Annotated in this window: 20 protein-coding genes; 4 read left to right on the forward strand and 16 right to left on the reverse strand. The window is 39.8% G+C overall.

All coding sequences use genetic code 11. The features are described 5' to 3' along the window. Positions 1-159 precede the first annotated feature (159 nt). The 7 genes from A2J09_RS14905 to A2J09_RS14935 all read right to left on the reverse strand — a co-directional run bounded on the left by A2J09_RS14905 (position 160) and on the right by A2J09_RS14935 (position 7,762). A complete protein-coding gene (locus A2J09_RS14905) occupies positions 160-1,707 on the reverse strand; it encodes a fatty acid--CoA ligase family protein (RefSeq protein ID WP_012292212.1) in 1,548 nt (515 codons plus the stop codon). A 142-nt stretch (positions 1,708-1,849) separates the two neighbouring features. Further along, complete coding sequence (locus A2J09_RS14910; RefSeq protein WP_036160509.1) at positions 1,850-3,784, reverse strand: FtsX-like permease family protein; 1,935 nt, start codon at positions 3,782-3,784, stop codon at positions 1,850-1,852. Continuing rightward, on the reverse strand, positions 3,756-4,532 hold the full coding sequence (locus A2J09_RS14915; RefSeq protein WP_012292210.1) for an ABC transporter ATP-binding protein: 777 nt from the start codon (positions 4,530-4,532) through the stop codon (positions 3,756-3,758). Before A2J09_RS14915 ends, A2J09_RS14910 begins: the two co-directional genes overlap by 29 nt. A 12-nt stretch (positions 4,533-4,544) precedes the next feature. Further along, positions 4,545-4,970, reverse strand: a complete 426-nt coding sequence (locus A2J09_RS14920) for a hypothetical protein (protein ID WP_012292209.1) — start codon at positions 4,968-4,970, stop codon at positions 4,545-4,547. Between the two features lie 11 nt (positions 4,971-4,981). Continuing rightward, positions 4,982-5,965 carry a sensor histidine kinase gene (locus A2J09_RS14925; protein ID WP_031417815.1) on the reverse strand — a complete coding sequence of 328 codons (984 nt, stop codon included), beginning with the start codon at positions 5,963-5,965 and terminating at the stop codon, positions 4,982-4,984. Beyond that, positions 5,965-6,669 (reverse strand): response regulator transcription factor, encoded by a 705-nt coding sequence (locus A2J09_RS14930; RefSeq protein ID WP_012292206.1) that lies wholly within the window; start codon positions 6,667-6,669, stop codon positions 5,965-5,967. Before A2J09_RS14930 ends, A2J09_RS14925 begins: the two co-directional genes overlap by 1 nt. 100 nt (positions 6,670-6,769) lie before the next feature. Further along, complete coding sequence (locus A2J09_RS14935) at positions 6,770-7,762, reverse strand: lipoate--protein ligase (protein ID WP_012292205.1); 993 nt, start codon at positions 7,760-7,762, stop codon at positions 6,770-6,772. A gap of 144 nt (positions 7,763-7,906) precedes the next feature. Between A2J09_RS14935 and yhfH the strand changes: the two genes are divergently transcribed. Further along, positions 7,907-8,032, forward strand: a complete 126-nt coding sequence (gene yhfH / locus A2J09_RS23130; RefSeq protein ID WP_012292204.1) for a protein YhfH — start codon at positions 7,907-7,909, stop codon at positions 8,030-8,032. 198 nt (positions 8,033-8,230) lie between these two features. Here the strand turns inward: yhfH and A2J09_RS14940 are convergent, their stop codons facing one another. The 6 genes from A2J09_RS14940 to A2J09_RS14965 all read right to left on the reverse strand — a co-directional run bounded on the left by A2J09_RS14940 (position 8,231) and on the right by A2J09_RS14965 (position 14,811). Beyond that, entirely contained in the window at positions 8,231-10,420 is a 2,190-nt protein-coding gene (locus A2J09_RS14940) for a YhgE/Pip domain-containing protein (protein WP_012292203.1), read from the reverse strand. Between the two features lie 129 nt (positions 10,421-10,549). Continuing rightward, positions 10,550-11,122, reverse strand: a complete 573-nt coding sequence (locus tag A2J09_RS14945) for a TetR/AcrR family transcriptional regulator (RefSeq protein WP_012292202.1) — start codon at positions 11,120-11,122, stop codon at positions 10,550-10,552. A gap of 121 nt (positions 11,123-11,243) precedes the next feature. Continuing rightward, positions 11,244-11,771, reverse strand: coding sequence for a FixH family protein (locus A2J09_RS14950; protein WP_012292201.1), 528 nt, complete (start codon positions 11,769-11,771; stop codon positions 11,244-11,246). A 3-nt stretch (positions 11,772-11,774) separates the two neighbouring features. Then, positions 11,775-13,163, reverse strand: coding sequence for a sensor histidine kinase (locus A2J09_RS14955; protein WP_012292200.1), 1,389 nt, complete (start codon positions 13,161-13,163; stop codon positions 11,775-11,777). Continuing rightward, positions 13,160-13,843: a response regulator transcription factor gene (locus tag A2J09_RS14960; protein WP_031417817.1), complete on the reverse strand. Its 684-nt coding sequence runs from the start codon at positions 13,841-13,843 to the stop codon at positions 13,160-13,162. The genes A2J09_RS14955 and A2J09_RS14960 overlap by 4 nt, the downstream gene beginning before the upstream one ends. Next, the gene (locus tag A2J09_RS14965) at positions 13,843-14,811 is read right to left on the reverse strand and encodes a YncE family protein (protein ID WP_230586073.1); all 969 of its coding nucleotides are present in this window, start codon (positions 14,809-14,811) and stop codon (positions 13,843-13,845) included. Before A2J09_RS14965 ends, A2J09_RS14960 begins: the two co-directional genes overlap by 1 nt. A 178-nt stretch (positions 14,812-14,989) precedes the next feature. Between A2J09_RS14965 and A2J09_RS14970 the strand changes: the two genes are divergently transcribed. After that, positions 14,990-16,075, forward strand: a complete 1,086-nt coding sequence (locus A2J09_RS14970; RefSeq protein ID WP_036160507.1) for a glycosyltransferase — start codon at positions 14,990-14,992, stop codon at positions 16,073-16,075. A 171-nt stretch (positions 16,076-16,246) separates the two neighbouring features. Further along, positions 16,247-20,149: a beta strand repeat-containing protein gene (locus A2J09_RS14975; RefSeq protein WP_145916266.1), complete on the forward strand. Its 3,903-nt coding sequence runs from the start codon at positions 16,247-16,249 to the stop codon at positions 20,147-20,149. Positions 20,150-20,288: 139 nt separating this feature from the next. On the opposite strand, the gene hemY is transcribed toward A2J09_RS14975, so the two are convergent. From hemY to hemE, 3 genes are all read right to left on the reverse strand, one after another. After that, positions 20,289-21,710: a protoporphyrinogen oxidase gene (hemY, locus tag A2J09_RS14980; protein WP_012292194.1), complete on the reverse strand. Its 1,422-nt coding sequence runs from the start codon at positions 21,708-21,710 to the stop codon at positions 20,289-20,291. A gap of 14 nt (positions 21,711-21,724) precedes the next feature. Further along, a complete protein-coding gene (gene hemH, locus A2J09_RS14985) occupies positions 21,725-22,645 on the reverse strand; it encodes a ferrochelatase (RefSeq protein WP_012292193.1) in 921 nt (306 codons plus the stop codon). Positions 22,646-22,792: 147 nt separating this feature from the next. Further along, positions 22,793-23,842 carry a uroporphyrinogen decarboxylase gene (hemE, locus tag A2J09_RS14990; protein WP_031418282.1) on the reverse strand — a complete coding sequence of 350 codons (1,050 nt, stop codon included), beginning with the start codon at positions 23,840-23,842 and terminating at the stop codon, positions 22,793-22,795. 418 nt (positions 23,843-24,260) lie between these two features. Here hemE and A2J09_RS14995 point away from each other — a divergent pair, with 418 nt between their 5' ends. Next, complete coding sequence (locus tag A2J09_RS14995; RefSeq protein WP_012292190.1) at positions 24,261-24,776, forward strand: antibiotic biosynthesis monooxygenase family protein; 516 nt, start codon at positions 24,261-24,263, stop codon at positions 24,774-24,776. Positions 24,777-24,779 lie beyond the last annotated feature (3 nt).

The following is a 24,779-nucleotide window of genomic DNA, read 5'->3' on the forward strand; positions in this document are numbered from 1 at the left end:
TACTTCCTCACTATATGACAAGCTATTGAAAAGTATGTAGAAGATTTCACAAGTTTGATTTTATCACTTACAGATAACTACTCTCAACTCATTTTACTATTATACGAATAATGTACACAAAAAAAGAGCTACCATTTTTTAATAGTAGCTTTTTTCGTTTTAAACTTTTTCTTTTAAGGAGCGGCGAAGTATTTTTCCAGTCGTATTTTTAGGTAATTCATCCATAATTTCAATTACCTTTGGTACCTTATATTTCACCATATGCTTACCACAATATGATAGAAGATCTTCTGTCGTAGTGGCGGCAACCTCTTTTAAAACAACATATGCATGAACTGCCTCTCCTAAATTAGGATCAGGGAATCCTACTACTGCTGCCTCTACAATATTATTATGGGCAAACAATACTTCCTCGACCTCTCTAGGATAGACATTAAACCCTCCTACAATGATCATATCCTTTTTACGATCGACAATGTAAAAATAGCCTTCGTCATCCACTTTCGCTAAATCTCCTGTATAGAGCCAACCATCACGTATCGCCATAGCTGTTTCCTCTGGCATTTTATAATACCCCTTCATCACGTTAGGTCCGCGTACGATTAACTCCCCAACCTCGCCAACAGGTACTTCCTGACCGTTCACATCGACCACTCTATTTTCCACATTGCTAATCGATGTCCCGATAGACCCAGCTTTACGGTCACGATCCAGAGGATTAAAGCATGTAACAGGTGAAGCCTCTGATAAGCCGTATCCTTCTGATACACGCACATTAAATTTCTGCTCGAAATTATGTAATAGTGCAACAGGTAAAGAAGCTCCTCCTGAAATAGCCAAACGAATTGTCGAGAAATCTTCCGGGTTGCCTTCAGGTAATTGGTATAAGAAATTATACATAGTTGGTACCCCAGCAAAGACTGTTGCTTTTTGCTCTCGTGCTAAAGCAAAAATTTCTGTAGGACTAAATTTAGGTGCTAGTAGCACTGTTGCTCCACTTAATAATGGTGCGTTTACGACAACTGTTAAAGCAAAGACATGAAATACAGGCAATGTGGCAATGACACGGTCTTTTTCTTGAATGTCTAAATAATGGGCAACATCTCGAGCATTTGAATACACATTCTCATGCGTGAGCATAGCCCCTTTTGGAGTGCCGGTAGTGCCCGAAGTATATAAAATAATAGCATTGTCATCATCTGCCACTTCAACAGGCTGTAAAGATTGAGAAGTATTCTTGACGATTTGTGTAAATAAATGTGTTTTTTCTTGCGCTTTTAGTGATAAAGCTGCCACTTTTTCCGCTATATCTGCCGTTGTTTCACATACTACAAATGCTTTTACTTGTGGAAATGCTTGTACACCTTTTTCTACCAATGGCAGTAAAAGATCTAGCGCAATGACCGCTTTTACATCACCATTATGCAAAATATAGGAAATTTCATCTGGTGTATAGATTGGGTTAACAGGGATTGCCGTTGCCCCTATACGCATGGTTGCATACAATGCAATTAAATAATGTGGTGTATTGCCGAGTAAAAACGCCACATGATCCCCTTTTTCAATACCTAAATCTTGTAACCCCTTTGCAAAACGACCAACTGTTTGCTCGAACTCTCCGTATGTCGTATCTTTCCCCATAAAATGATACGCAACTTTATCCGGCTGTTCTGTTGCCTGTTGGCGAACACGTGAAACTAAATTCAATTACACCATCCCCTTATCGTATAAAATGAATCGTTATTCAGTAATATTATATAAGAAATATATCTAAAAAACAATGAGTCTTTTTATTTCATGTCATAAATTACGTTAATTAATTCATTTTTTTCTCTTTTAAACCATTACATCACGAACGAATATGAGAAATGTACCGCCAACGAATTAAATAAAAATACACTACTTGTATTAATACAAAAAAGCCAAAAGCAAAGAATACTTCTTTTACAATAGAAATATTCGCGATATCTTTTAGTATGCCCTGAACCATTAGAAAAGCAAAGGCACTGTGCATCATAGCAACGCCCCACGGTAAGAAAAACTGAGGAAATAAATGACGGTTAACAAGCTTCTTTAACTCTATATCCGTTAAACCCATGCGCTTTAACACATCGAATTTACGCTTTTCTCTTTCTAATGACGTATGCAATTTAAAATAAATAAAGCTTCCTGCGGCCAGTAAGAAAACGGTAGCTACTAAAACACCCACTAATGTAAATAATGAGTAGGTAGCTAATATATAAGAATAATTTAAACCAGCATTTTCAAAGTAAAAAGGACTAAATTTATCCTTTTTAAGAAAATATAAATTGGATTCTAAATAATCTATGTCCTTACCGACTTCTTTTGTTTCCATCCATTGTGGAATAACAAATGTAAATAAATGATAGCTTGGTTGAATAAGGTTTTTCTCAGAAATAGGATGAATAAGCTTTGCAAAATCTTCATCGCTAATAACGATCGAATTAACGCTTACAATTGAACCAGGAAACACAATCTTTGGATAGACACTATCAATCGTAATAGGTATTGAATTCTCTTCAAGCACCGTATGCACAACTCTATTTTTTAATTTTTTTAGAGAATCCTCGGAATAAGGAATAAATACCGCTTCACCAGAGCCAAGATCTAGTAGTGGATAACTATAGGAAGATAGCAAGACATTCATATCAGACTCACGAAAAACCTCTACTTCATTTTGCGTAAAAGAAGATGTTTGCTTAATCACAACAAAGCGGGACAGCTGATAGGATAAACCCTTCTCTTCTAACTGCAGGCGCAATGAATTAATATGCTCCCGCTCATAAGGATTATCAATGTCGCCCTTATAAACTAGACCCAATGGATTTAAACGATCGTATTGGGTTGTGTAGGAAGACATTGTTGCTAATACACCTACAGATAAAAATGCGAGGGTGGACACCATAGTAACGACAAAAAACATCTTCACATTATCCATCATAATATGAGTTTGCTCAGCAAGTGAGAGCAGACGATAACGTTGCCAATGAAATTTACGTTTGCCACGTGCTAAGTCTAAAAAACACGGAACAGAGTCACTGAAAAAATAATAAGTACCAAATGTTGCTGAAAATGGTATTAATAGCGTTAGCCCAATCAAAGAAGTATGCCCCACAACAAACGCTAGAATATAAGTCCCTAAAATTAAAGCAATACCATAAACAGCCCGAATTTTGGAATAGGTTGTTAAACTATTTAAATAATCGCTACCTTTAATAAGATCACGTAATTTCCTCTCTCGTGTAAAATATACACTAATAAAAGAAATCACCACAAAAGCACTTGTGAAAACACCTATTGTCAGTAGAAATGGCTGCCACGAAACATACAATGGTAATTCATCCAAATGCAAAATCTCCCGCACAATCATGAAAAAGAATTTTGAAAATGAAAAACCAAAAACAATTCCCACAATGATGGAGCCCGCTCCAATAATCATTGTCTCAAGAAAGACAAGTTTATTCATCTGACGCTTTTCCATTCCTAGATGCAATAAAATCGCAAATTCATGTGATCTAGCCTCTAAAAAAGCACTCATAGAGTAATATAAAAAGAACAAAGTAAAAAGTACGAGTACAATTTCAGCACCCACCATGCCAATAAGGGACACTTCTCCTAATATCCCACGTTCAATATCGGGATGAAACATTAGCATGGAATAGATAAAAAATACAGCCACAGAAAAAAAGCTCGCCATGAAAAAGGCACCATATATCCGGCTGTTCCGTACGACATTACGGTAAGCGAATTGTCGAAAGGTCACCTACTTGCCCTCCTCCTAGTAAGCTCAAAACATTTAATATACGTTGAAAAAACATTTGACGACGGTCATCTCGATAAATTTCATTGAAAAATTCGCCATCCTTTATAAAGAGCACTCGATCACAGTAACTTGCTGCGATTGGATCATGTGTTACCATCACAATCGTCGTGCGTTTATCCTTATTTACTTTCGTTAAAAGTTCAAGTACATCCCGTGAAGAATTGGAATCTAAATTACCTGTTGGTTCATCTGCTAAAATGAGACTCGGATTATGAATAAGTGCTCGACCAATGGCTGTTCTCTGTGCTTGTCCACCTGAAATTTCATTTGGGCGCTTGTGCAAGAAGGGTGTCAAATCTAACTTTTCGACAATATTAGCCAAACGTTCCTCCATGACCTCTAATGGTTGCTGGTCCAATGTTAACGGCAACACAATATTCTCCTCAACTGTTAGCATATGCAGGAGATTGAAGTCCTGAAAGACAAAGCCAAGCTGCCTTCTTCTAAAATAGGCTAGCTCCGTTGCATTAAGCGTATGTGGATTCATGCCATCTAAAATTATTTCACCACTCGTTGGTTCATCAATAGTAGAAATAATATTCAATAATGTTGTTTTGCCACTCCCGGAAGGGCCCATAACTGCTAAAAATTCGCCTTCTTCCACCTCAAAGCTCAATTGATTTAATGCACGATGTGTGACCTTGCCTTCATAAACTTTTGTCACATCTTTAATTTGTAATATAGGCATGCTAAATTCACCTTATTTCTTCATTAATTCTAATGATTGCGGTAAAAGCCACTGTAATACAACCTCAAAGCCGATTTGAAAATGGGGCTCTGTTAATCCTAAAACGGACTCTTCCGCTACCAAACTAAAACAATGCTCTCCTATAATGACATCCCAGGCATCCATTTCTCCCTCTAGAATTTCACCATATACAGTGTAATGTCCACTATACATAATCTGTTGACCATCGACAGGAAACGCCTGTAATAATGTTGGTTGTTGTAAGTTTAACCCAAGGATATTTGAAAAATGCAGTAGTTCTTCATTTAGCACTTCATTTGCCATGACGAAATTTTGATAAGATACTTGATCACCCTCTTGCAAATGGGTCATATACAGTGCCTTTGTTTTTTCCTTATTTATATTTAATAACCAGCCTTCAATGCTTACTTCTGTCATCCTAGCTCCCCCTAATTTGTAAATGTCACTGTAACAATCGTCCCTTTTCCTACCTCTGATGAAATAGCCAAATCATGTCCAAGCTTTTCGCAAATTTCCTTGGCTAAATAAAGGCCCATCCCAGTAGATTCCCCTGTTTTTCGCCCATTTTCACCAGTGAAAAACGCCTTCGTAACACGTGAAAGGTCGGAAGCTGGAATACCAATTCCCTCGTCGCAAATGGCTAGCTGCACATAATCGTCCTTTTTAATGGCAGAAATGACTATTTTTTTATTGGCTTCAAAAGTGTATTTCACAGCATTGGTTACAAACTGACCGAGAATAAAGCGAAGCCATTTTGAATCACTCGCCACGATAAGATCATCTTCAATATGAATTTCAGGGAATACTCTTTTCGTAATAAATAAACGTTTATTCTCATTAACAGTTGCAGTCACTATTGTCTTTAATGCAACCTGTTCTACTTGCATATCATCTTCAAAGTTTTCTAAACGTGCATTTACAAGCACCATGTCTAAGCCTCTACGTAAACGGTCAATTTCCTCCTGCACATTTTTCTTATCAAGAGGACGGTCATCCTGTAAAAGTAACTCAATGACAGAAATGGGTGTTTTCATCTGATGCACCCACTGATTCATAAATTGATCATGACGCTTTTGACTTGCGTATAATGAATGCAGCTCATGTTGATAAAGTCGATACAACTCATGCATATATTTCTCTGCTTGCATTGCTTCTGGCGTTTTGGCGTTTTTTTGTAGCACATCCTCCATAGCTGTTGGAAGCTGAGATATTTTCAACAAATAACGTTGTCGCATTAAATAGCGAACTAGTAAAAATGAACATAGCAGCACAAGACTAATACAGAAAGAATATATAGCTGTATCGATATTCCTAAACCCGTCTAGTCCATATAAGACCATGATGAAGCCAACTAATAAGAGCTGAAAGACAATAAATGATGCATAATCTCGTAAAAATAATTTCCAGCCCACTATAGCTCACCCGCACTCAATATGAATCGGTAACCTGCTCCACGCACAGTTTCAATGGTTGATGAAATATGATAATCCGCTAATTTTTTACGGACACGAGTCATATTAACATTCAACGTATTTTCATCGACAAATGCCTGATCATCCCAGAGTTCCTCTAAAAGTTGCTCACGTGTTACTACTTTCGGGGCATTCCCCATAAGCAGTTCCAAAATAATACACTCTTTTTTCTGTAGAGGAATTTCTAATTCATTTTTATGCAGCTCCATCCTCTCTAAATGAAGAATTAGCTGCCCTTGCTTAATTGTCCGCTCCTCTTGCCTTGTAGCATACTCACCATATGTACGACGCAAATGACTACGAATTTTAGCCAAGACAATTTCATAATTAAAGGGCTTTGTAATAAAATCATCGCCCCCATTTTCAAGTGCAAAAATTTGGTCCATTTCACCTGAGCGGGCAGAAATAAAAATAATCGGACACGTTGTATGTTGACGTAATTGACGGCACCAATAGTAGCCGTCATATGAAGGTAAATTTATATCGAGCAGCACCATATGTGGATTAAATGCTGTGAATTCTTCTATAAGATGATCAAACTCTTGAATCGTTTCAACTTCGTATTGATATTTTCTAAGCGTTTCCGCTAGTAATGATGCAATCTTTACATCATCTTCAACTATGAATATTCGATGCTTTTCCATATCAACACTCCTTTCTAACTATATTGTATCAAAAAAAGGTTCGACGACATAATTGTCAGCGAACCTTTAGGCTAAATCATTACACGAAATCGAATTTTTCTTAATAAATTAATTGTAAAAAGTCCTCAGTTGAAATTCCACCAAAATATGTAGGAATATCAATATCCACTAATGCATTAGCAATAGCTGTTCTATCGTGGTTTGTCCCAACTAAACGTTGTTCTATATCAGTCATATCACCTACACCAAAGAAATCTCCAAAAATATGTGCCTCTTCGATGACACCATGATTAACTTCAAGGCGAATATCAATGCCACCTGTTGGGAAACGGTGCGTCTTTTGAATATTAAAGCGTGGTGATTTACCATAATTCCATTCCCATGTTTGATAACGTTCTGCAGAAAGCTTATGAATGTTTACCCAATCTTCATCCGTCAGTTCATAATAACGAATGTTTGTTTCTCCACCGAAAATAGATTTTAAAATTTCAAGACGGAATTCTTCTATTGTCATCTTCTCTTTTAAAAACTCCGAAATGTTTGCTACTCGGGAACGAATAGATTTAATTCCTTTAGATTCAATTTTATCCTTTTTGACTTTTAAGGCGGACACAACAGCGTCTATTTCCGTATCAAACATCAACGTACCATGACTGAACATACGGCCTCGTGTCGAAAATTGAGCATTTCCAGAAACTTTACGCCCCTCTGCAAGAATATCATTACGTCCTGAAAGCTCTGCATTGACCCCCATTTTTGCCAAAGCATCTACTACGGGCTGCGTGAATTTTTTATAATTCATAAAGCTATCGCCATCATCGTTTGTAATAAAACTGAAATTAAGATTTCCTAAATCATGGTATACTGCTCCACCACCTGACAAACGACGGACAACAATAATGCCATTATCCTCTACGTAATCCGTATTAATCTCTTCAATGGTATTTTGATTTTTACCAATAATGATGGATGGCTGGTTAATATAAAAAAGTAGCACTGGCTCCTTTTCCACATCCATCGTTTTAAGCAAATACTCCTCAATAGCAAGGTTAACACGCGGATCATGGATCCCTTTATTATCAACGAAAATCATAGTTTACGTTTCCTCCTTCACAAAATATCCATATTTATTTTAACGTAAATTAGGCATTTTGTGTTGACGAAAAGCATCTGTTATAATACACTAGGAAATATCAAAACAGTAATAGTACAGATGAACTTAAAGGAGGAGTCCACAATGTTAGAAAACGTAGTTGAATTTTTCAAGAATTTACCTGCTAAGCAATGTACAGAGTGCGGTGAAAAAATTGAAGAACAAAGTGAATGCTACAGCAACACTTGTGAAAAATGTAACCACCTGTAAGCATTTGCCTATTCTGTAATTGTCATTTACGTGCCCCACACGTAGCAATCATGACACTCTTCATCATATTTTGATGAACCTTTAATTAAATCTCTTACACTTACAAAACAACAGCTGATACGCTCATATCAGCTGTTGTTTTTTTGTGGTAATTACACAAGAAAGCACCCACCTTAGATGGTGAGTGCTTCAAATACTTTAATTTTCTTCAGCTATTTTTGAGTAACGTTTGTTATGCAACAGCATGAAATAACCGAATGTGATAGCTAAGAATGCTACTAAGAAGCCGGCTAAAACTCCATAGTTTTGCATTAAGAATGATGTATCCCCAGTAGAAATACTTGATTTAAATGCTTGAACCGTATAAGTCATCGGTAATAGTTTGTTAAATACTTGTAATGGTGATGGAATTAATTCAAGTGGGAAAGTACCTGCACTTGTTGTTAATTGTAAAATTAATACCACAATGGCCATGAAACGACCTGGATCACCAAAGATAGAAACAAGCATTTGGATTAAAGCTAAAAATACATAGCTTGTTAATAATGCTGTTACGATAAAGTAGCCCATGTTATTGACTTCAAGTCCTAGACCCCATTTAACAATAACTACTGTTAGTACCGTTTGTACTAAACCTACGACTGCTAAAACAGTCACTTTACTTGTGAACCAAGATGCTCCATTTTTTGGACGGATAGCTGGTTCAACAAGTGGGAATACAATTGAAATTAATAATGCACCTACGAATAAACCTAGAGAGATAAAGTATGGTGCAAAACCTGTACCATAGTTAGGAACATGGTTGACTGACTCTTTTTCAACTTCAACTGGACTACCTACCATATCATAAGTGTCTTGATTAGCTTTTACTTCATTCGCTTTTTCGCTAGCCTCACCTAATTTACCGGATAATGTAGATGTACCGTCAGCAAGCTCAGTAGAACCATCTGCAAGTGTTGCTGAACCTTGTGCTAGTTCACCTGATTTTGAAGCAAGCGTAGATGTACCTTGATTTAATGTCGTTGTACCATTTGCTAATTCATTTAAACCAGATGCCAATGTTTTAGAACCTGTTACAGCTGTAGTTACACCCGCATTTAGCTCACCTAATTTTGCAGCTAATGTTGCATTACCTGCTTGTAGACCTTTAGCACCTTCTACTAAAGCATTACTTTTTGCTGTTAGAGCATTTGCACCCGCTAGCACCTCTGCTTGCCCTGCTGCTATTTGACCTGCACCTGAGCTTACTTGATTAGCACCAGCTTGTAATTTTTCTGTACCTGCAGATAATGTCGTTAAACCGTTATGCACACTAGCACTTCCTGCTTGTAGCTCCGCTAATGTTTGCTTTAATGCCGCTGCTTGTTCCTCTGGCATTGAAGTCATCATTGTTTGTAACTGGTTGGATAAGGCTGTAATGCCTGCTTCCACCTTTGCAGAACCAGCAGTTAATTGGTTAGCTGCACCATTTAATGCACCTGCATTTTCTGCAATAGATGCTGCCCCTGCACTAATTTGTTGCTGTTTATCGTTTAAAGTGTTTAAACCAGCCCCAACTTTTGCAACACCTTGTGTATATTGTGATATTCCTTGTTCAAGGCTACTTGCACCATTAGCTGCCTGCTGTGCACCTTGTTGTAATTGTACAGTTCCATCTTGAAGTTTAACTAAACCACTAGATAAATCATTCGCACCTTTTGCAGCATCTCCAGCACCTTTTGTAAGTTTATCTGTACCATTAGACAGTTCAACTGTACTTGATGCTAGTTGTTCAAGATAACCTTTTAAATCTTTTGCACCATTTGCAACCTTTTGTGCACCTTCATCAAGCTTATTAGAGCCATCAGCTGCCTCTGTAAAGCCATCTCCAAGTGTTGCAATAGAATCAAATAATTTTTCTGCGTATGTTGCTGAAACTTGTGAATTTACTTCTGCACGAACACGATCCATTGCAGTCTCACCAATTTGTGCACCAAGGAAGTTAAGTCCTTCATTTGGAATGTAGTTCATAACCAATTTTGATGGTTTGTCATCTAATAATGTTGTAGCATGTTCAGAGAAATTTGTTGGGATTTCTAGAATCATATAATAATCACGGCTATTTAAGCCTTTTTCTGCTTCTTCCTTTGATACCTCTATAAAGTTAAACTGCTCACTATCTATTAACTTATCAACTAAGGTGTCCCCTAAGTCTAATTTAACGTCATCCATCTCAGCACCAGTATCTTCATTAACAACAGCTACTGGAAGATTAGGAAGTCCTGCATAAGGATCCCAAAACGCCCATAAAAACATACCTGCATACATTACTGGAATAAATAATACAGCAATGATTGAGACAAGCATTTTTCTTGTTTTAAAGATCTTCAGCCACTCAGCTTTAATCATATAATATCCTCACTCCTAAACTATTTGACCGAAAACGTCATTTGGTCATTTTCATTCAAAAAAATATAAACCCTTCAACCTTTGCAAAATAACACTTGATTCGACACTTTATGGAGTAACGAAATCGAATCAAGTTAGAATTAAACCTCGAAAGATTGTCTCCTTGAAAAGATTAAGAATCTTCTCTTCAGGGATCGCATCACCGTGTAACTCATGCCAATCGACAACAAATGCAAGATAGGCTTTTAACAGTAAGTAACTAACCAGCTCTGCATCACAATCTCTAATTTCACCTTTATTAATACGTCGCTGAATTAATTCTGCAACATACGATAAAATTTCTGTCTCGATGCGTAGGAGCACCTGTTTAACAGCTGGTGTACGTAGTTCTTTTTCTTCCTCTATCAACTTCGCAAATAAAAGATGTTTTTCACGGAACTGTAGCATTTTCATTAAAGCATTATGTGCATTATCCATAAAGCTTGCTGATGCATCCAACACTGCATCTGCTTCACCCTTCATCTCTCGAACAAGTGACATAGCGATTTCCTGAAATAAAATCTCTTTATTTGCAAAGAATGTATAAATCGTACCTTTACCAACATTAGCTATCTTTGCCACTTGCTCCATTGTTGTCGCTTTGTAGCCAAACAATGTAAAAGATTTTGCAGCTGCTTCAAGAATTTCCTGCCTACGATCCATTAGTAACACCCTTTCTTGTTAGGTTATGTACATCTAAAGTACACATTCATAAAAATGACCAGAAAACCATTTCGGTCATCTGGTCATTATCATATTCCTATTTTTAAAAAATTGCAAGTCTTTAATGATGATTTTTTTCATCTTTTTTTTCTTCGTTCTGATCAGTATCGTCAGATGTGCCATTACCATGGTTCATCATATTATTATCCATACTGTTATTGCTCTTTTCATCTTCAGGTAAAACTTGTGTCATATCAGGGCTTCCCGCAATAATTTGTTGCTTCGGCATATTATGAACACCATTTGCTGTTGTATGGGCATACATATAATAGACCCCATCATGATCAAATGTAGTTGTCGCTTTATATACGCCATCTTTCTCTAATTTCCCATCAACCATTTGACCTTCATCACGTTTCCCTGATTCCCACACTTCAAACTCTACTACTGCGTCATCGACATTTTTACCACCCTGCTCAACATGGGCTGCAAGCTCAATTGTTTCATGAAGTGCTACTTCTTTGGGTGTTAAAATTTCAACTTCTGGTATTTGTGGAACTTCTGGCTCTGGTAAAGTCTCCTCCTTGTTTTCTCCACAGCCTACCAACAAGGCAGGAACCGCAATTAGTGCAAATAACCATTTTTTCATTTTTTAATCCTCCATTAATGGCAATGTAATCTTAACGATTGTGCCTTTTTCAATAATACTTTTTATTTCTAATCTTCCCTGTAGCTGTTTTAATAGTTGCTCTACAATGGATAAACCTAATCCACTTCCGCCATCTGCTCGGCTCCGTGCCTTATTAACACGGTAGAATCGCTCTGTTACGTGTGATATATCCTCTTGTGGGATTCCGATTCCATAATCTTTGATGGTAATTTGGGCACTGCCATTCTTTTCAATAGCAACCATTTCAACCTTCGAATTTTCATACGAGTAATTAATAGCATTTTCAATAATATTTATAAAAATTTGTTTAAGCTTTACCTCATCTGCCTGAATAATGAGGGCATCGTCCACATCTAAATGTAAGGTTATGTTCTTTTTATCAGCTTGATGTGTTAAGATTTTTTGAACCTCTCGTAAAGTCTCTCCCAGAGGAATTGGATATACTACAATCTCTGTTTGTTCATTTTCAGTTCTGGCAAGTTGAAGTAATTCGTTCGTCAATCTTTCCATACGATTTGCCTCACGAACAATTAGCTGAATCGTTTCCTCTTTTTGATTTTCTGTTATGATGCCGTTTTGCATTGCTTCACTATAGCCTTTTACATAGCTAATTGGAGTTCGTAGCTCATGAGAAACAGTGGCTAAAAATGTTTTTTGTGCTTCATCCTCCTGCTGGATTGCTTCTGCCATTTTATTAAAAGTGCTTGATAATTTACCAATTTCATCTCGTGAATTTACAGGTACCCGTGTCTCATAATTCCCGAAGGACATCTGTTCCACAGCACGTTGCAAATCGTTTAATGGTCGCATAATATGTCGAATCCCTTTATAAATTAAATAGCTTACAACCATTAAAAATATAAAGGCACTAATAAATAACAGAATCACCCCGCTATTAGCTAATTCACTAATTTTGGCTAGAGGGAAATAAATGTAGATAATTCCTTCTAATCTATTTTGATCGACAAGAGGCAAGACTACAGAAATTAGCTGTCGATCAAAACGAGGCTCATAGCCGATTTTTTGCACATAACTACCAGAAAGTAATTTTTGTCTTTCTTCAGGACCAATTAATGTTTCATAATCTATATCAAATGGAACACAGGCACTTAGTTCACGTGGATTCCTTACTGCAAATATATTTAAATTTGAATAATCGTTAAAACGTTCAATATCAGCAATAAATTCATCCGTTACCTTTCCATTGTTATACATAGTCTGTAGCTTTAGGCCAACCTCAACCATTGTATCTTCCGTATCCTGTACATATAAACGTTGGTACAAAAAATTTGTGAGGACATACATAAAAACAACAGTAATAATTAGAAATGCGAAAATTAACAACCAAATACGAGTGGCTATCTTTTTCATTCGCCAGGATCAAAGCGGTAGCCGACTCCCCAGACCGTTTGAATATGTGCAGCCGCTTCCTTTCCAAGCTTTATGCGTAAGGTTTTTATATGAGTGTCGACAGTTCGAGTCCCACCTACATAATCAATATCCCAAATGCGTTCTAATAATTGCTCTCGTGTATAAGCATTTCCTGGATTTTTCATAAATAAATGGAGTAGTTCAAATTCTTTTAAAGTAAGGGGGATACTTTTTCCATGTACTGATACTTTACGTGCAATTTCATCTATTTTAATGGGACCAAATACAACATACTTTTGCTGTAGCTCAGCAATATTTGCACCACTTCTTCTTAATACTGCGTAGATTCTAGCAGCTAGTTCATCATGTGTAAATGGTTTAACAATATAATCATCTCCACCAAGTGTAAGACCCTTCACTTTGTCCTCATTAGCATCACGAGCTGTAAGGAATATTATCGGGACATTTGACATTGCGCGTATACTTTGACAAACAACAAAGCCATCCTCGTGTGGCATCATTACATCAAGCAGCACTAAATCAATTTTCTCACGTACAATTATATCGTATGCCTCAGTCCCACTCGCAGCAGTATATGTTTCAATATCAGAGTTATTAAGCATCATTTCGATTAGGTTCCGCATATCTTGCTCATCATCAACTATTAATACAGTTGTCATCATTTTTCCTCCCTTACTAACAGCTGAAAAGCACCTTTCCCCACATCAACTGTTTTTTCTGTCTGGCCATCTTTTATAAAGTGCAATTTGTGATCGTCGTAGCCAGCGACCACAATATAGTCTTTAAATTGATTGACCACAAAAGGGTTTGCTCCTACTTCCTGCTGCCATTTTATATGACCATCAAAGTCAGCGACATATAACTCATTATGACCATGACTGACAACAAGTACAGCATCCTTTGTCTTTTTTAACCCTACTGGCATTAATGGCATGTTTATTTCACCATGTAATTGACCACTGTTCAAATCGTATTTTTTAACCGAACTATTTGGCTTACTCCCTTCTCCATGACCACCTATCCAGAGTTCGTCTATCTCGTCTATAATGGCTATCCCATGTGAGGATTTTTGGATCGGCCACTCCTGTTCAATCTGTAAATCTTTCATATTGAGAACAGATAATTTTGTATCTTTAAAATTTATTACATACAGCTTATCCTTATACGATGCCATTGACATAGGATAATTACCTATTCGTTGTGAGGCCAACATGTTTCCTTCATGATCAAAGCTTGTCACTGTATTAGTTTTACTATTCGTTATAAAAAATTGCTTGATATTGTTATCATAATACACATTTGTTGTACCTACCTCTACCTTTTGGGAATAGAGCTTTTCTCCAGTTGATAATGTATAGACATCAATGGTATTTAATTGGTGTCCGTATAAGAGGACTTGATCATCCCCCAGTAATGTTGCTCCTGAGTAAGCTTTATCAAATAACCATTTTGCTAATACATGACCATTTTCATCAATAAAGTCCAAGGATGGCTCTTGAATATTTAATGAAGCTATAAAATTCCGATCACGCTCAATCGATTCATACGATTTTTCAGTACAACCAGCTAACCAAATTATTTGTAGTAAAGAAAAAATGAAGAATGCCCATTTTTTCAACGTTATCACCTCTGCCCCTTTACTATACTTCACAATTGTGAAATCCGGGTGAAACTTGAAAGGTAAATTTATGACAAACCATAAAAAGACATTTCACAATTTAAACGAAGTATTTCAGTTGTATTCATCCAGCCAATATTTCCTTCTATACATATACTACTAGGATAATCGTAAGGAGGAATAAAATGTGGTTTCCATCAGCTTATGTATGATTGTGAAAAATGAAGAGGAAGTCATTGGAAGATGTCTTGAATCTGTTAAAGGGTTAGTAGATGAAATCAATATTGTGGATACAGGATCAACAGATCGTACAAAACAAATTGTTGCTCAATTTACTGATAGAATTTTTGATTTCGAATGGATCCATCATTTTGCCGCTGCCAGAAACTATTCCTTTCAGCAAGCAACGATGGATTACATTCTTTGGTTAGATGCAGACGATGTATTTTTAGAAGAAGATCAAGAAAAATTTAAGGCGCTAAAGAATTCTCTTTCCGCTACTATTGATGCCGTTTCAATGAATTACAATCTTAGTTTTGATAGTGAGGGAAATGTAGATGCTTTAATAAGAAGAAACAGACTCGTAAAGAAAGATAAAAATTTCCAATGGATTGGTGCTGTCCACGAATATTTAGAAGTGGGTGGAACACTGTTGGATAGCGATATAGCCGTAAGTCACTTGCCACTAACGCATGACCATTCACGTAATATAACGATTTATAAAACATTAGTGGAATCTGGTAAAACATTATCACCAAGAGATACCTTTTATTTTGCCAATGAATTACTAGATCACGGTCAATTTGAAGAAGCCATTTACTATTACGAATTATTTTTAACCTCAAAACTAGGCTGGGTGGAGGATAATATTCGTGCTTGCTTTAAATTAGCGGATTGCTATTCAAATTTAAATGACCCGGAAAACAATTTTAGTTCTATATTAAGAAGCTTTGAATACGATGTCCCCCGCCCTGAAGCATGCTGTCGCCTAGGTTATCATTTCATGGAGCAATATAAGAATTATCAAGCTATTTTCTGGTACGAACAAGCACTTATCATTAAACAAAATCCTAACGCTCCTTTTCAAAATAAAAGCTTCTCAACTTGGCTTCCTCACTTACAGCTTTGTGTTCTATTTGACAGACTTCAAGAATACGAACTCGCAAACGCACACAATGAATTAGCTGGCTCCTTTATCCCTAACGACGCAAAAGTTTTACACAATAAAAAGTATTTTCAGCAAATCTTAAAGTCTAATCAGACGGATTCCTAGAAGTTCTAATTGCTAGTTTAAACAGGACAAAAAATTACGTATTAGTATTTAGTAGAACATTAAAAATCCTTAAACAATGTAACAAACTTCTATTTACTATTATTTAATAGTTATGTGTCTACCTCTTCTATCAATTCACAGAATACGATATTTGAGAGGGGAGGTGAGACTTTGCATTTTGGAAATTATTTAAAACAAGTATGTAATAAATGTAATTCTTTTCCTTGCTGTTGTAGAACTGGACCTATTCCAAGTTGTCCAGTTTGGCCTGTAAAACCTACCGGAACTACTGGGGGCATTACTGGGGCAACGGGAAGTACTGGGGCTACTGGGGCTACTGGGGCTACTGGGGCTACTGGGGCTACTGGGGCTACTGGTGTTACTGGGGTTACTGGGGTAACCGGCTCTACCGGGGCCACTGGGATTGCTGGGGTTACTGGCTCTACTGGGGTAACCGGCTCTACCGGGGCCACTGGGATTGCTGGGGTTACTGGCTCTACTGGCGTTACTGGCTCTACTGGCTCTACTGGCGCTACTGGTGTTACTGGGGCTACTGGTGTTACTGGGGCTACTGGTGTTACTGGGGTTACTGGGGCTACTGGGGCTACTGGGTACTGGCGTTACTGGGGCGTTACTGGCGTTACTGGCGTTACTGGCGTTACTGGCGTTACTGGCGTTACTGGCGTTACTGGCGTTACTGGCGTTACTGGCGTTACTGGCGTTACTGGCGTTACTGGCGTTACTGGCGTTACTGGCGTTACTGGCGTTACTGGCGTTACTGGCGTTACTGGCGTTACTGGCGTTACTGGCGTTACTGGCGTTACTGGCGTTACTGGCGTTACTGGCGTTACTGGCGTTACTGGCGTTACTGGCGTTACTGGCGTTACTGGCGTTACTGGCGTTACTGGCGTTACTGGGGCTACTGGCGTTACTGGCTCTACTGGGGCTACTGGCTCTACTGGGGCTACTGGGATTGCTGGGGTTACGGGCTCTACCGGGGCTACTGGTGTTACTGGTATTACTGGTTCTACTGGCGCTACTGGAACTACCGGGGCTACTGGGGCTATTGGTGTAACAGGAGCTACTGGCGCTACTGGTGTAACAGGAGCTACTGGCGCTACTGGGGCTATTGGTGTAACAGGAGCTACTGGTGCTACTGGGGTAACCGGCTCTACTGGGATTGCTGGGGTTACTGGCTCTACCGGCGCTACTGGGGTAACCGGCGTTACTGGCTCTACTGGTGTTACTGGGGCTACTGGTTCTACTGGGGTTACTGGAACTACCGGTTCTACTGGCACTACGGGTGTAACGGGTACTACTGGCGCTACCGGTTCTACTGGCGTTACTGGGGCTACTGGCGCTACTGGTGATATCGGAGCTACCGGCTCTACTGGTTCTACCGGCGCTACTGGGGTAACCGGCGTTACTGGCGCTACTGGTTTTACTGGTGCTACTGGTGTTACTGGGGCTACTGGCGCTACTGGCGCTACTGGCGCTACTGGCGCTACTGGTTCTACTGGGGCTACTGGTGTTACTGGTTCTACTGGGGCTGCTGGTGTGACTGGAGCTACGGGCGCTACTGGCTTTACTGGTTCTACTGGGGTAACCGGCTCTACCGGGGTTACTGGGGCCACTGGTAATATCGGACCTACTGGGGCCACTGGGGCTGCTGGGATTGCTGGCGTGACTGGCGCTACGGGCGCTACTGGTTTTACTGGTTCAACTGGGATTACGGGCTCTACCGGGGCCACTGGGATTGCTGGGGTTACTGGGGCTACCGGCGTGACTGGCGCTACTGGGGTAACCGGCTCTACCGGGGCTACTGGGATTGCTGGCGTGACTGGAGCTACCGGCTCTACTGGCGCTTCTGGTGATATCGGACCTACTGGGGCTACTGGAGTTACTGGTGTAACAGGAGCTACTGGCGTGACTGGAACTACCGGCGCTACTGGCGTTACTGGTGCCACTGGTAATATCGGACCTACCGGGGCCACTGGCGCTGCTGGGATTGCTGGCGTGACTGGCGCTACCGGCTCTACTGGCGCTACTGGTGATATCGGACCTACTGGGGCTACTGGAGTTACTGGTGTAACAGGAGCTACTGGCGTGACTGGAACTACCGGCTCTACTGGGATTGCTGGGGTTACTGGAACTACCGGCGCTACTGGCGTTACTGGTGCCACTGGTAATATCGGACCTACCGGGGCCACTGGCGTTGCTGGGATTGCTGGTGTGACTGGAGCTACTGGCTCTACTGGCGCTACGGGTGATATCGGACCTACAGGTGCCACTGGCGCTATTGGTGTTACAGGAGCTACCGGCGCTGCTGGGATTGCTGGTGTGACTGGGGCTACCGGCTCTACGGGCGCTACGGGTGATGTCGGCCCTACTGGGGCAATTGGTGTTACTGGAGCTACGGGCCCTACTGGGGCTGCTGGGATCGCTGGCGTAACTGGCGCTACTGGTTTTACTGGTTCAATTGGGGTTACGGGCTCTACCGGGGCTACCGGGGCCGCTGGGATTGCTGGCGTGACTGGAGCTACCGGCTCTACTGGGGCTACTGGTGATATCGGACCTACCGGTGCTACTGGGGTTACTGGTGTAACAGGAGCTACTGGCGTGACTGGAACTACTGGGGCTACTGGGGCTACTGGGGCTACTGGGGTTACTGGGGTTACTGGAACTACCGGTTCTACTGGCTCTACCGGTACTACTGGGGTTACTGGTGTAACAGGAGCTACTGGCGTGACTGGAACTACCGGCGCTACTGGGATTGCTGGGGTTACTGGGGCTACCGGCGTTACTGGTTCTACTGGGGTAACCGGGGCTACTGGCGCTACGGGTGATATCGGACCTACCGGTGCCACTGGGGCGACTGGGATTGCTGGTGTAACAGGAGCTAGCGGCTCTACTGGGGCTACTGGGGTAACAGGAGCTACTGGCGTTACTGGTGCTACTGGCGCTACTGGTGATATCGGACCTACCGGGGCCACTGGGATTGCTGGTGTTACTGGAACTACTGGCGCTACCGGCTCTACTGGCGCTACTGGTGATATCGGACCTACTGGAGCTACTGGAGCTACGGGCGCTACTGGTTTTACTGGGGCTACTGGGGCTACTGGGGCTACTGGGGCTACTGGGGCTACTGGGGCTACTGGGGCCGCTGGAATTGCTGGCGTGACTGGCGCTACCGGCTCTACTGGTGATATCGGACCTACTGGGGCTACTGGTGTAACAGGAGCTACTGGGGCTACTGGGGCTATTGGTGTAACAGGAGCTACTGGTGCTACTGGGATTGCTGGGGTTACTGGCCCTACCGGCGCTACTGGCGCTACTGGCGCTACCGGTTCTACTGGCGCTACCGGTTCTACTGGCGTTACTGGGGCTACTGGCGCTACTGGTGATATCGGACCTACCGGCGCTACTGGTGCTACCGGCGCTACTGGGGTAACCGGCGTTACTGGCGCTACTGGTGCTACTGGTGCTACTGGTGTTACTGGCGCTACTGGCGCTACTGGCGCTACTGGCGCTACTGGCGCTACTGGCGCTACTGGCGCTACTGGACCTACAGGCGCTACTGGTTTTACTGGACCTGCGTTTACTGAAGGATTCTCTGCCTTTAAAAACACGTTGACAGTTAGTGGATCTACTTCAATCACTAACTGGAGTGTAGCGTCACCATACTTTACAACACCTGCTTTCAATCCAACTACTGGAATATTCACTGTACCAACTACAGGTAGGTATTCCTTTGAAGCAACCATTAACTACTCCACTACTGCGGCCATCAGTGTTACTTTAGGAGCGGGAATAAACCCTTCATTTGCAATTAGGCAAAATGCTACTACAAATTTAATTAGTGGCTTGTTCCCTGTACTAAACGTCAATGTGGCACTTGTATTAACGTTACGAGCAGTTCTTGGAAATGGCACAATCACTTTAGCAGGAGAAGTGAATTTAAATGCTGGAGATACGATTGATTTGTTCTATGAAGCCAATGGATTAACTATCTCTCTTATACTAGGCGGAGCAAACTCTGGCGGTATCGTTTGGTCATGTCACCGAATTTCTTAGAACAACGTTATTCAAATTTTCAAAATATAGTTATGGAAATAGCAAACTATGAAATAGTTAGTTTGCTATTTCTTTATATTTTGAACTTACTGCAATAAAAAAATAGTACAAACATAATGTTTGTACTATTTTGCTTCTACTAACAAAAAATTTCCGCCAACACTTCCTCAGCAACATGTTTACCTTGTTGCACACATTCGGGGATGGATATTCCTTCGAATGAGCTACCTGCTAATTTTACAGTTGGAAAATGTTCTCGTAATTCCTGCTTTATGCGTTGGACCTTCGCCTCATGTCCAACGGTGTATTGTGGCATTGCATTTCTCCAACGTGTAACCACTGTCGTTACGGGTTCTCCATCTATACTGATAGTTTTATTTAAATCCTGTAGCACTGTTTTTTCTATCTCAGTATCTGATAATGCGACAATCGCCTCATCTCCAACTCGACCAATGTAACTACGTAATAGCACATAATCATCAGGCGTGGTACCCGGCCATTTTCGATTCATCCACGTACATGAAGTTATTGAAAAATCACTATTTCGAGAGACATAAAAAGATAGCGCGTCTAAATCACCAAGCTGCTCCTTTTTAAATGCCATTGTAACGGTTGCGATAGTTGCAGCTTTCATTGTCCCTAGTTCATTTAACAAATTATACTTACTGAACATCTTATCCGCCATATTAAAGGGTGTAGCAATAATTACTGCATCTGCTTTAATATGTGTGAAATTGTTAAGCATTACATGTACAGACCCATCTTTTCCATGTTCAATTTCTTCCACTTTGACACCTTTCATTACTGTCCCAGGAAGTAGAGATTCCTCAATACTTTCGATTAAGGTTTCAAGTCCATTACTAAACGTTTGAAAAATCCCTTTATTTTCATCAATAACATCATTACTCAAGAAATTTGTTCCTGCCTTTTTCATCCCTACTAATAAGCTACGATATTTTTGCTCTAGATGATAAAGCTGTGGAAAAGTTGAACTCATACTTAATTGCTCAATATCCCCTGCAAATGTCCCTGCCAGTAATGGTTCAACTAGGTTTTCAACAACCTCAGCGCCAAATCTTCTTCTAAAAAATGACCCCAATGGTTGATCATCGTCCTGTACGGAACGCGGGATAAAAAAATCACCCGCCGCGCGAACTTTACCACTTAGTGAAAACAAACCTGATGTAATGAATGACGAGATATGTGGCGTTTCTCCTGATAATAAATGGCTTGGGATTGGGTATAACTGACTTCCGACAGCCACATAGTTAGGTCCTGCATTACTTGTCATGATTTTTTGTTCAATACCAAGATCCTTCGCTAAAGCATTTACATAATTTTCTCGGTCAAAAAAAGATTCTGGTCCACGCTCAATAATAAAACCATCTTTTCTTAGTGTTTGAATTTTTCCGCCAAGACGTAATGACGACTCGACAAGTACGATATCTAATGGCAATTCTTTTGTGCTTGCTTGTTTTTGCATATAGAACGCAGCTGTAAGGCCTGTAATACCACCACCTACAACAACTACCTTTCGTCTTTTCTGAGTCACCAACATCATCACTTTCTTTTCGCTTAGCTTAATTTTTTATAAATCGCATCGACCATCGCATCAATAAATAAAGGGTGTGTATTAGGCATTGACGGACGATAGTATTTTGCGCCTAGTTCATCACAAACAACTTTACATTCAAAATCATTATCATATAACACTTCTAAATGCTCTGTTACAAAACCTACTGGTGTATAAACAAATGAACGGAAGCCTTTTTCTTCATAGAGCTCGCGTGTTAAGTCTTGAACATCTGGACCAATCCAAGGCTCTGGCGTCTGTCCTGCTGATTGCCAACCGACCTCAACGTTTTTCAAATCAGTTGCTTCTTGAATAAGTCGAGCTGTTTCAATTAATTGATCCTCATAAGGATCACCTAAATCTTTAATCTTTTCAGGAAGTGAATGCGCTGAAACAATTAAGCAAGCTGTTTCACGTTCTTCTTCTGACATTGACTTAAACGTATCATTGACTTGTTGTTTCCAATACTCAATAAATTTAGGTTCATCATACCAAGATTCTACTGATGTAATCGTTAAGCGATCCCCTGCTGCTTCTACAGCACGGCCATTATAAGATTTAATAGAGAATGTTGAGAAATGAGGAGCTAAAACAATGGATACCGCTTCTTTGATGCCCTCTGCCACCATTTGCTCTATTGCGTCCTCAATAAATGGATGAATATGCTTTAAACCAATAAACAATTTATATTCTACAGTATCCTGAACTTCATTTAAGCGGGAACACAATGCTTCAGCTTGTGCCTGTGTTGCTGCCGCTAAAGGAGATAAACCTCCAATCGCTTCGTAGCGACTACGTAAATCCTCTAAATGCTCTTCCGAAGGTTTGCGACCATGACGAATATGTGTATAGTAAGGTTCAATATCCTCTTCTTTATAAGGTGTTCCGTATGCCATTACCAATAAGCCTTTAACTTCTTTCATTACCCTTTTCACCTCTAAAATTGTTTTATGTTTTATACATTATGTGATAAAAAGAAGCTGTCCAATCTATTATCTTGGACAGCTCCCTTTCTATGATAAAAATTTCATACATAGAAAAGGACATAATTCACATTTGAATTCGCTTTTTTAAGAACGAGCTTGTATTTGTTGTGCACTATATTCATGAATAAGTGTCGTTAAACGTTTTAAGACCGCTGGATCAACCTCAGGGAAAACACCGTGGCCTAGGTTAAAGATATGACCTGGCATTTCTAAACCTTGATCGATAATGTCCTTAGTTCGTTTTTCAATGACTGACCAATCCGCCAATAATAGAGATGGGTCTAGGTTACCTTGGACTGGTTTTGTAATGCCATTCGTGCGTGCTTCTTTTATTGGTAAACGCCAATCTAAGCCGACAACATCAATCGGTAAATCATTCCATTCCTTCGCTAAATGACTTGCACCAACACCGAACTGAATTAATGGCACGTTTTCTTTTTGTAATTCCGCAAAAATTCGCGTCATAATTGGTTTTATAAATACACGGTAATCCTCCACATTTAAAGCACCCACCCAAGAATCAAATACTTGGATTGCTTTTGCACCAGCTTTAATTTGGGCAGTTACATCTGCAATAATCATGTCAGCAAGTTTATCCATTAACGCAAACCAAGCTTGCGGTTCTGACACCATGAATGATTTTGTTTTGTTATAGTTTCTAGAAGGACCCCCTTCAATCATGTAGCTGGCTAGTGTAAATGGTGCTCCAGCAAAACCAATCAACGGGACATTTAATTGCTCTTCTGTCAAGATTTTTATAGTCTCTAGTACAAAGGGAGTATGCTCTTTGGCATTGAATTCACCTAAATTGTCTACATCTGCAACTGAACGAATTGGATTAGAAATAACAGGACCAACACCTGCTTTAATTTTTACATCTATGCCAATTCCAGGTAGAGGTGTGACAATATCCTTGTATAATATAGCTGCATCAACGTTGTAATTTTCAACAGGTAGACGAGTGACATACGCACATAGTTCAGGTTGATGTGTAATTTCCTCTAAAGAATATTTTTCTTTGATGGCACGATATTCTGCCTGAGAACGCCCTGCCTGTCGCATATACCATACTGGCGTGTGTGTCGTTTTTTCTCCACGAGCAGCACGCAGAAGTGTGTCGTTAAAAGTTGTCATGAATAATTCCTTCCCCTCGATAAATTCATTACTATCCATACGCTCTCGGGTAATTGTTTCCAGATTTCTTTCTGTTTACTCAAATAGCTTCTCTTCAAAATCTGCAATACCCATCAGAGACTTTATCTTGAATCAGTGGGCTTACCACTTTCTATAGCGGAAAGAGTCTTCTGTATCTTATCCATTGTTTTAGTACAAAAAACATTTGCTGAATCAAGAAAAAAATGTATTATTTATTCCATTATTATTGATATCCGTTTCCAATAGTAAACGCTTCCTCTGTTATTGTATAGTTATCCTAGTGAAATGTCATAAAATTGTTCATTCTAGACAGATTCTTTTTAGTCAAAGCTTAGACTTATGCTAAAAAGGGTATAATCACGCTATAATTAGCAAGATTCATAAGGAGGATAAATTGATGAATATTTATTTAACTTCTGGTACTGGTGATTTTTTAGAGCAACTGAAAAATAAGTATCCAAATGAGCATATGATCTTAATTCACGGAGAGGGAAACTCCGTATTAATTCATGAAACAGAAGGAAAATCTGTTTTTGCCACACCCCGCAAATTTGAAGTGTTAGATTCGGTAAACGAGCTAGAAGAACATGGATTCTTTGTTCTTAATAATATTCCCGTAACAGATGAAGGTCGCCCTGTTTTCGAGCATCGCTTTTTACAACGCTCACATGCCATTGAAGATGAGCCAGGATTTGAGTCCTACCGATTACTTCGTCCCATCAAAAGTGACACTTATATTGTCATGACTCAATGGCATGGACCACACTCATTTGAAGCTTGGAAAAGCTCTAAAGCCTTTGAAAAAGCTCATGCTAAAAGAGATGATTCAACAGGAGTAAATCAGCAGAACATTTTCTCAGCAGCTTCCTACGTAACAACTTATAGTGCTATGCCCAAAGAGCAATCAGAATAGATC

The sequence above is a fragment of the Lysinibacillus sphaericus genome (assembly GCF_001629735.1).
GTDB lineage: Bacteria > Bacillota > Bacilli > Bacillales_A > Planococcaceae > Lysinibacillus > Lysinibacillus pinottii.

Coding starts and splice junctions, on each gene's coding strand:
- hemY (WP_012292194.1), bottom strand. CDS start 21,710: ATGATGTTGGTGACTCAGAAAAGACGAAAGGTAGTTGTTGTAGGTGGT.
- A2J09_RS14950 (WP_012292201.1), bottom strand. CDS start 11,771: ATGAAAAAATGGTTATTTGCACTAATTGCGGTTCCTGCCTTGTTGGTA.
- A2J09_RS14960 (WP_031417817.1), bottom strand. CDS start 13,843: ATGACAACTGTATTAATAGTTGATGATGAGCAAGATATGCGGAACCTA.
- A2J09_RS14955 (WP_012292200.1), bottom strand. CDS start 13,163: ATGAAAAAGATAGCCACTCGTATTTGGTTGTTAATTTTCGCATTTCTA.
- A2J09_RS14930 (WP_012292206.1), bottom strand. CDS start 6,669: ATGGAAAAGCATCGAATATTCATAGTTGAAGATGATGTAAAGATTGCA.
- A2J09_RS14995 (WP_012292190.1), top strand. CDS start 24,261: ATGAATATTTATTTAACTTCTGGTACTGGTGATTTTTTAGAGCAACTG.
- hemE (WP_031418282.1), bottom strand. CDS start 23,842: ATGACAACTTTTAACGACACACTTCTGCGTGCTGCTCGTGGAGAAAAA.
- A2J09_RS14940 (WP_012292203.1), bottom strand. CDS start 10,420: ATGATTAAAGCTGAGTGGCTGAAGATCTTTAAAACAAGAAAAATGCTT.
- A2J09_RS14920 (WP_012292209.1), bottom strand. CDS start 4,970: ATGACAGAAGTAAGCATTGAAGGCTGGTTATTAAATATAAATAAGGAA.
- A2J09_RS14945 (WP_012292202.1), bottom strand. CDS start 11,122: ATGGATCGTAGGCAGGAAATTCTTGAAGCAGCTGCAAAATCTTTTACA.
- A2J09_RS14935 (WP_012292205.1), bottom strand. CDS start 7,762: ATGATTTTCGTTGATAATAAAGGGATCCATGATCCGCGTGTTAACCTT.
- A2J09_RS14915 (WP_012292210.1), bottom strand. CDS start 4,532: ATGCCTATATTACAAATTAAAGATGTGACAAAAGTTTATGAAGGCAAG.
- yhfH (WP_012292204.1), top strand. CDS start 7,907: ATGTTAGAAAACGTAGTTGAATTTTTCAAGAATTTACCTGCTAAGCAA.
- hemH (WP_012292193.1), bottom strand. CDS start 22,645: ATGAAAGAAGTTAAAGGCTTATTGGTAATGGCATACGGAACACCTTAT.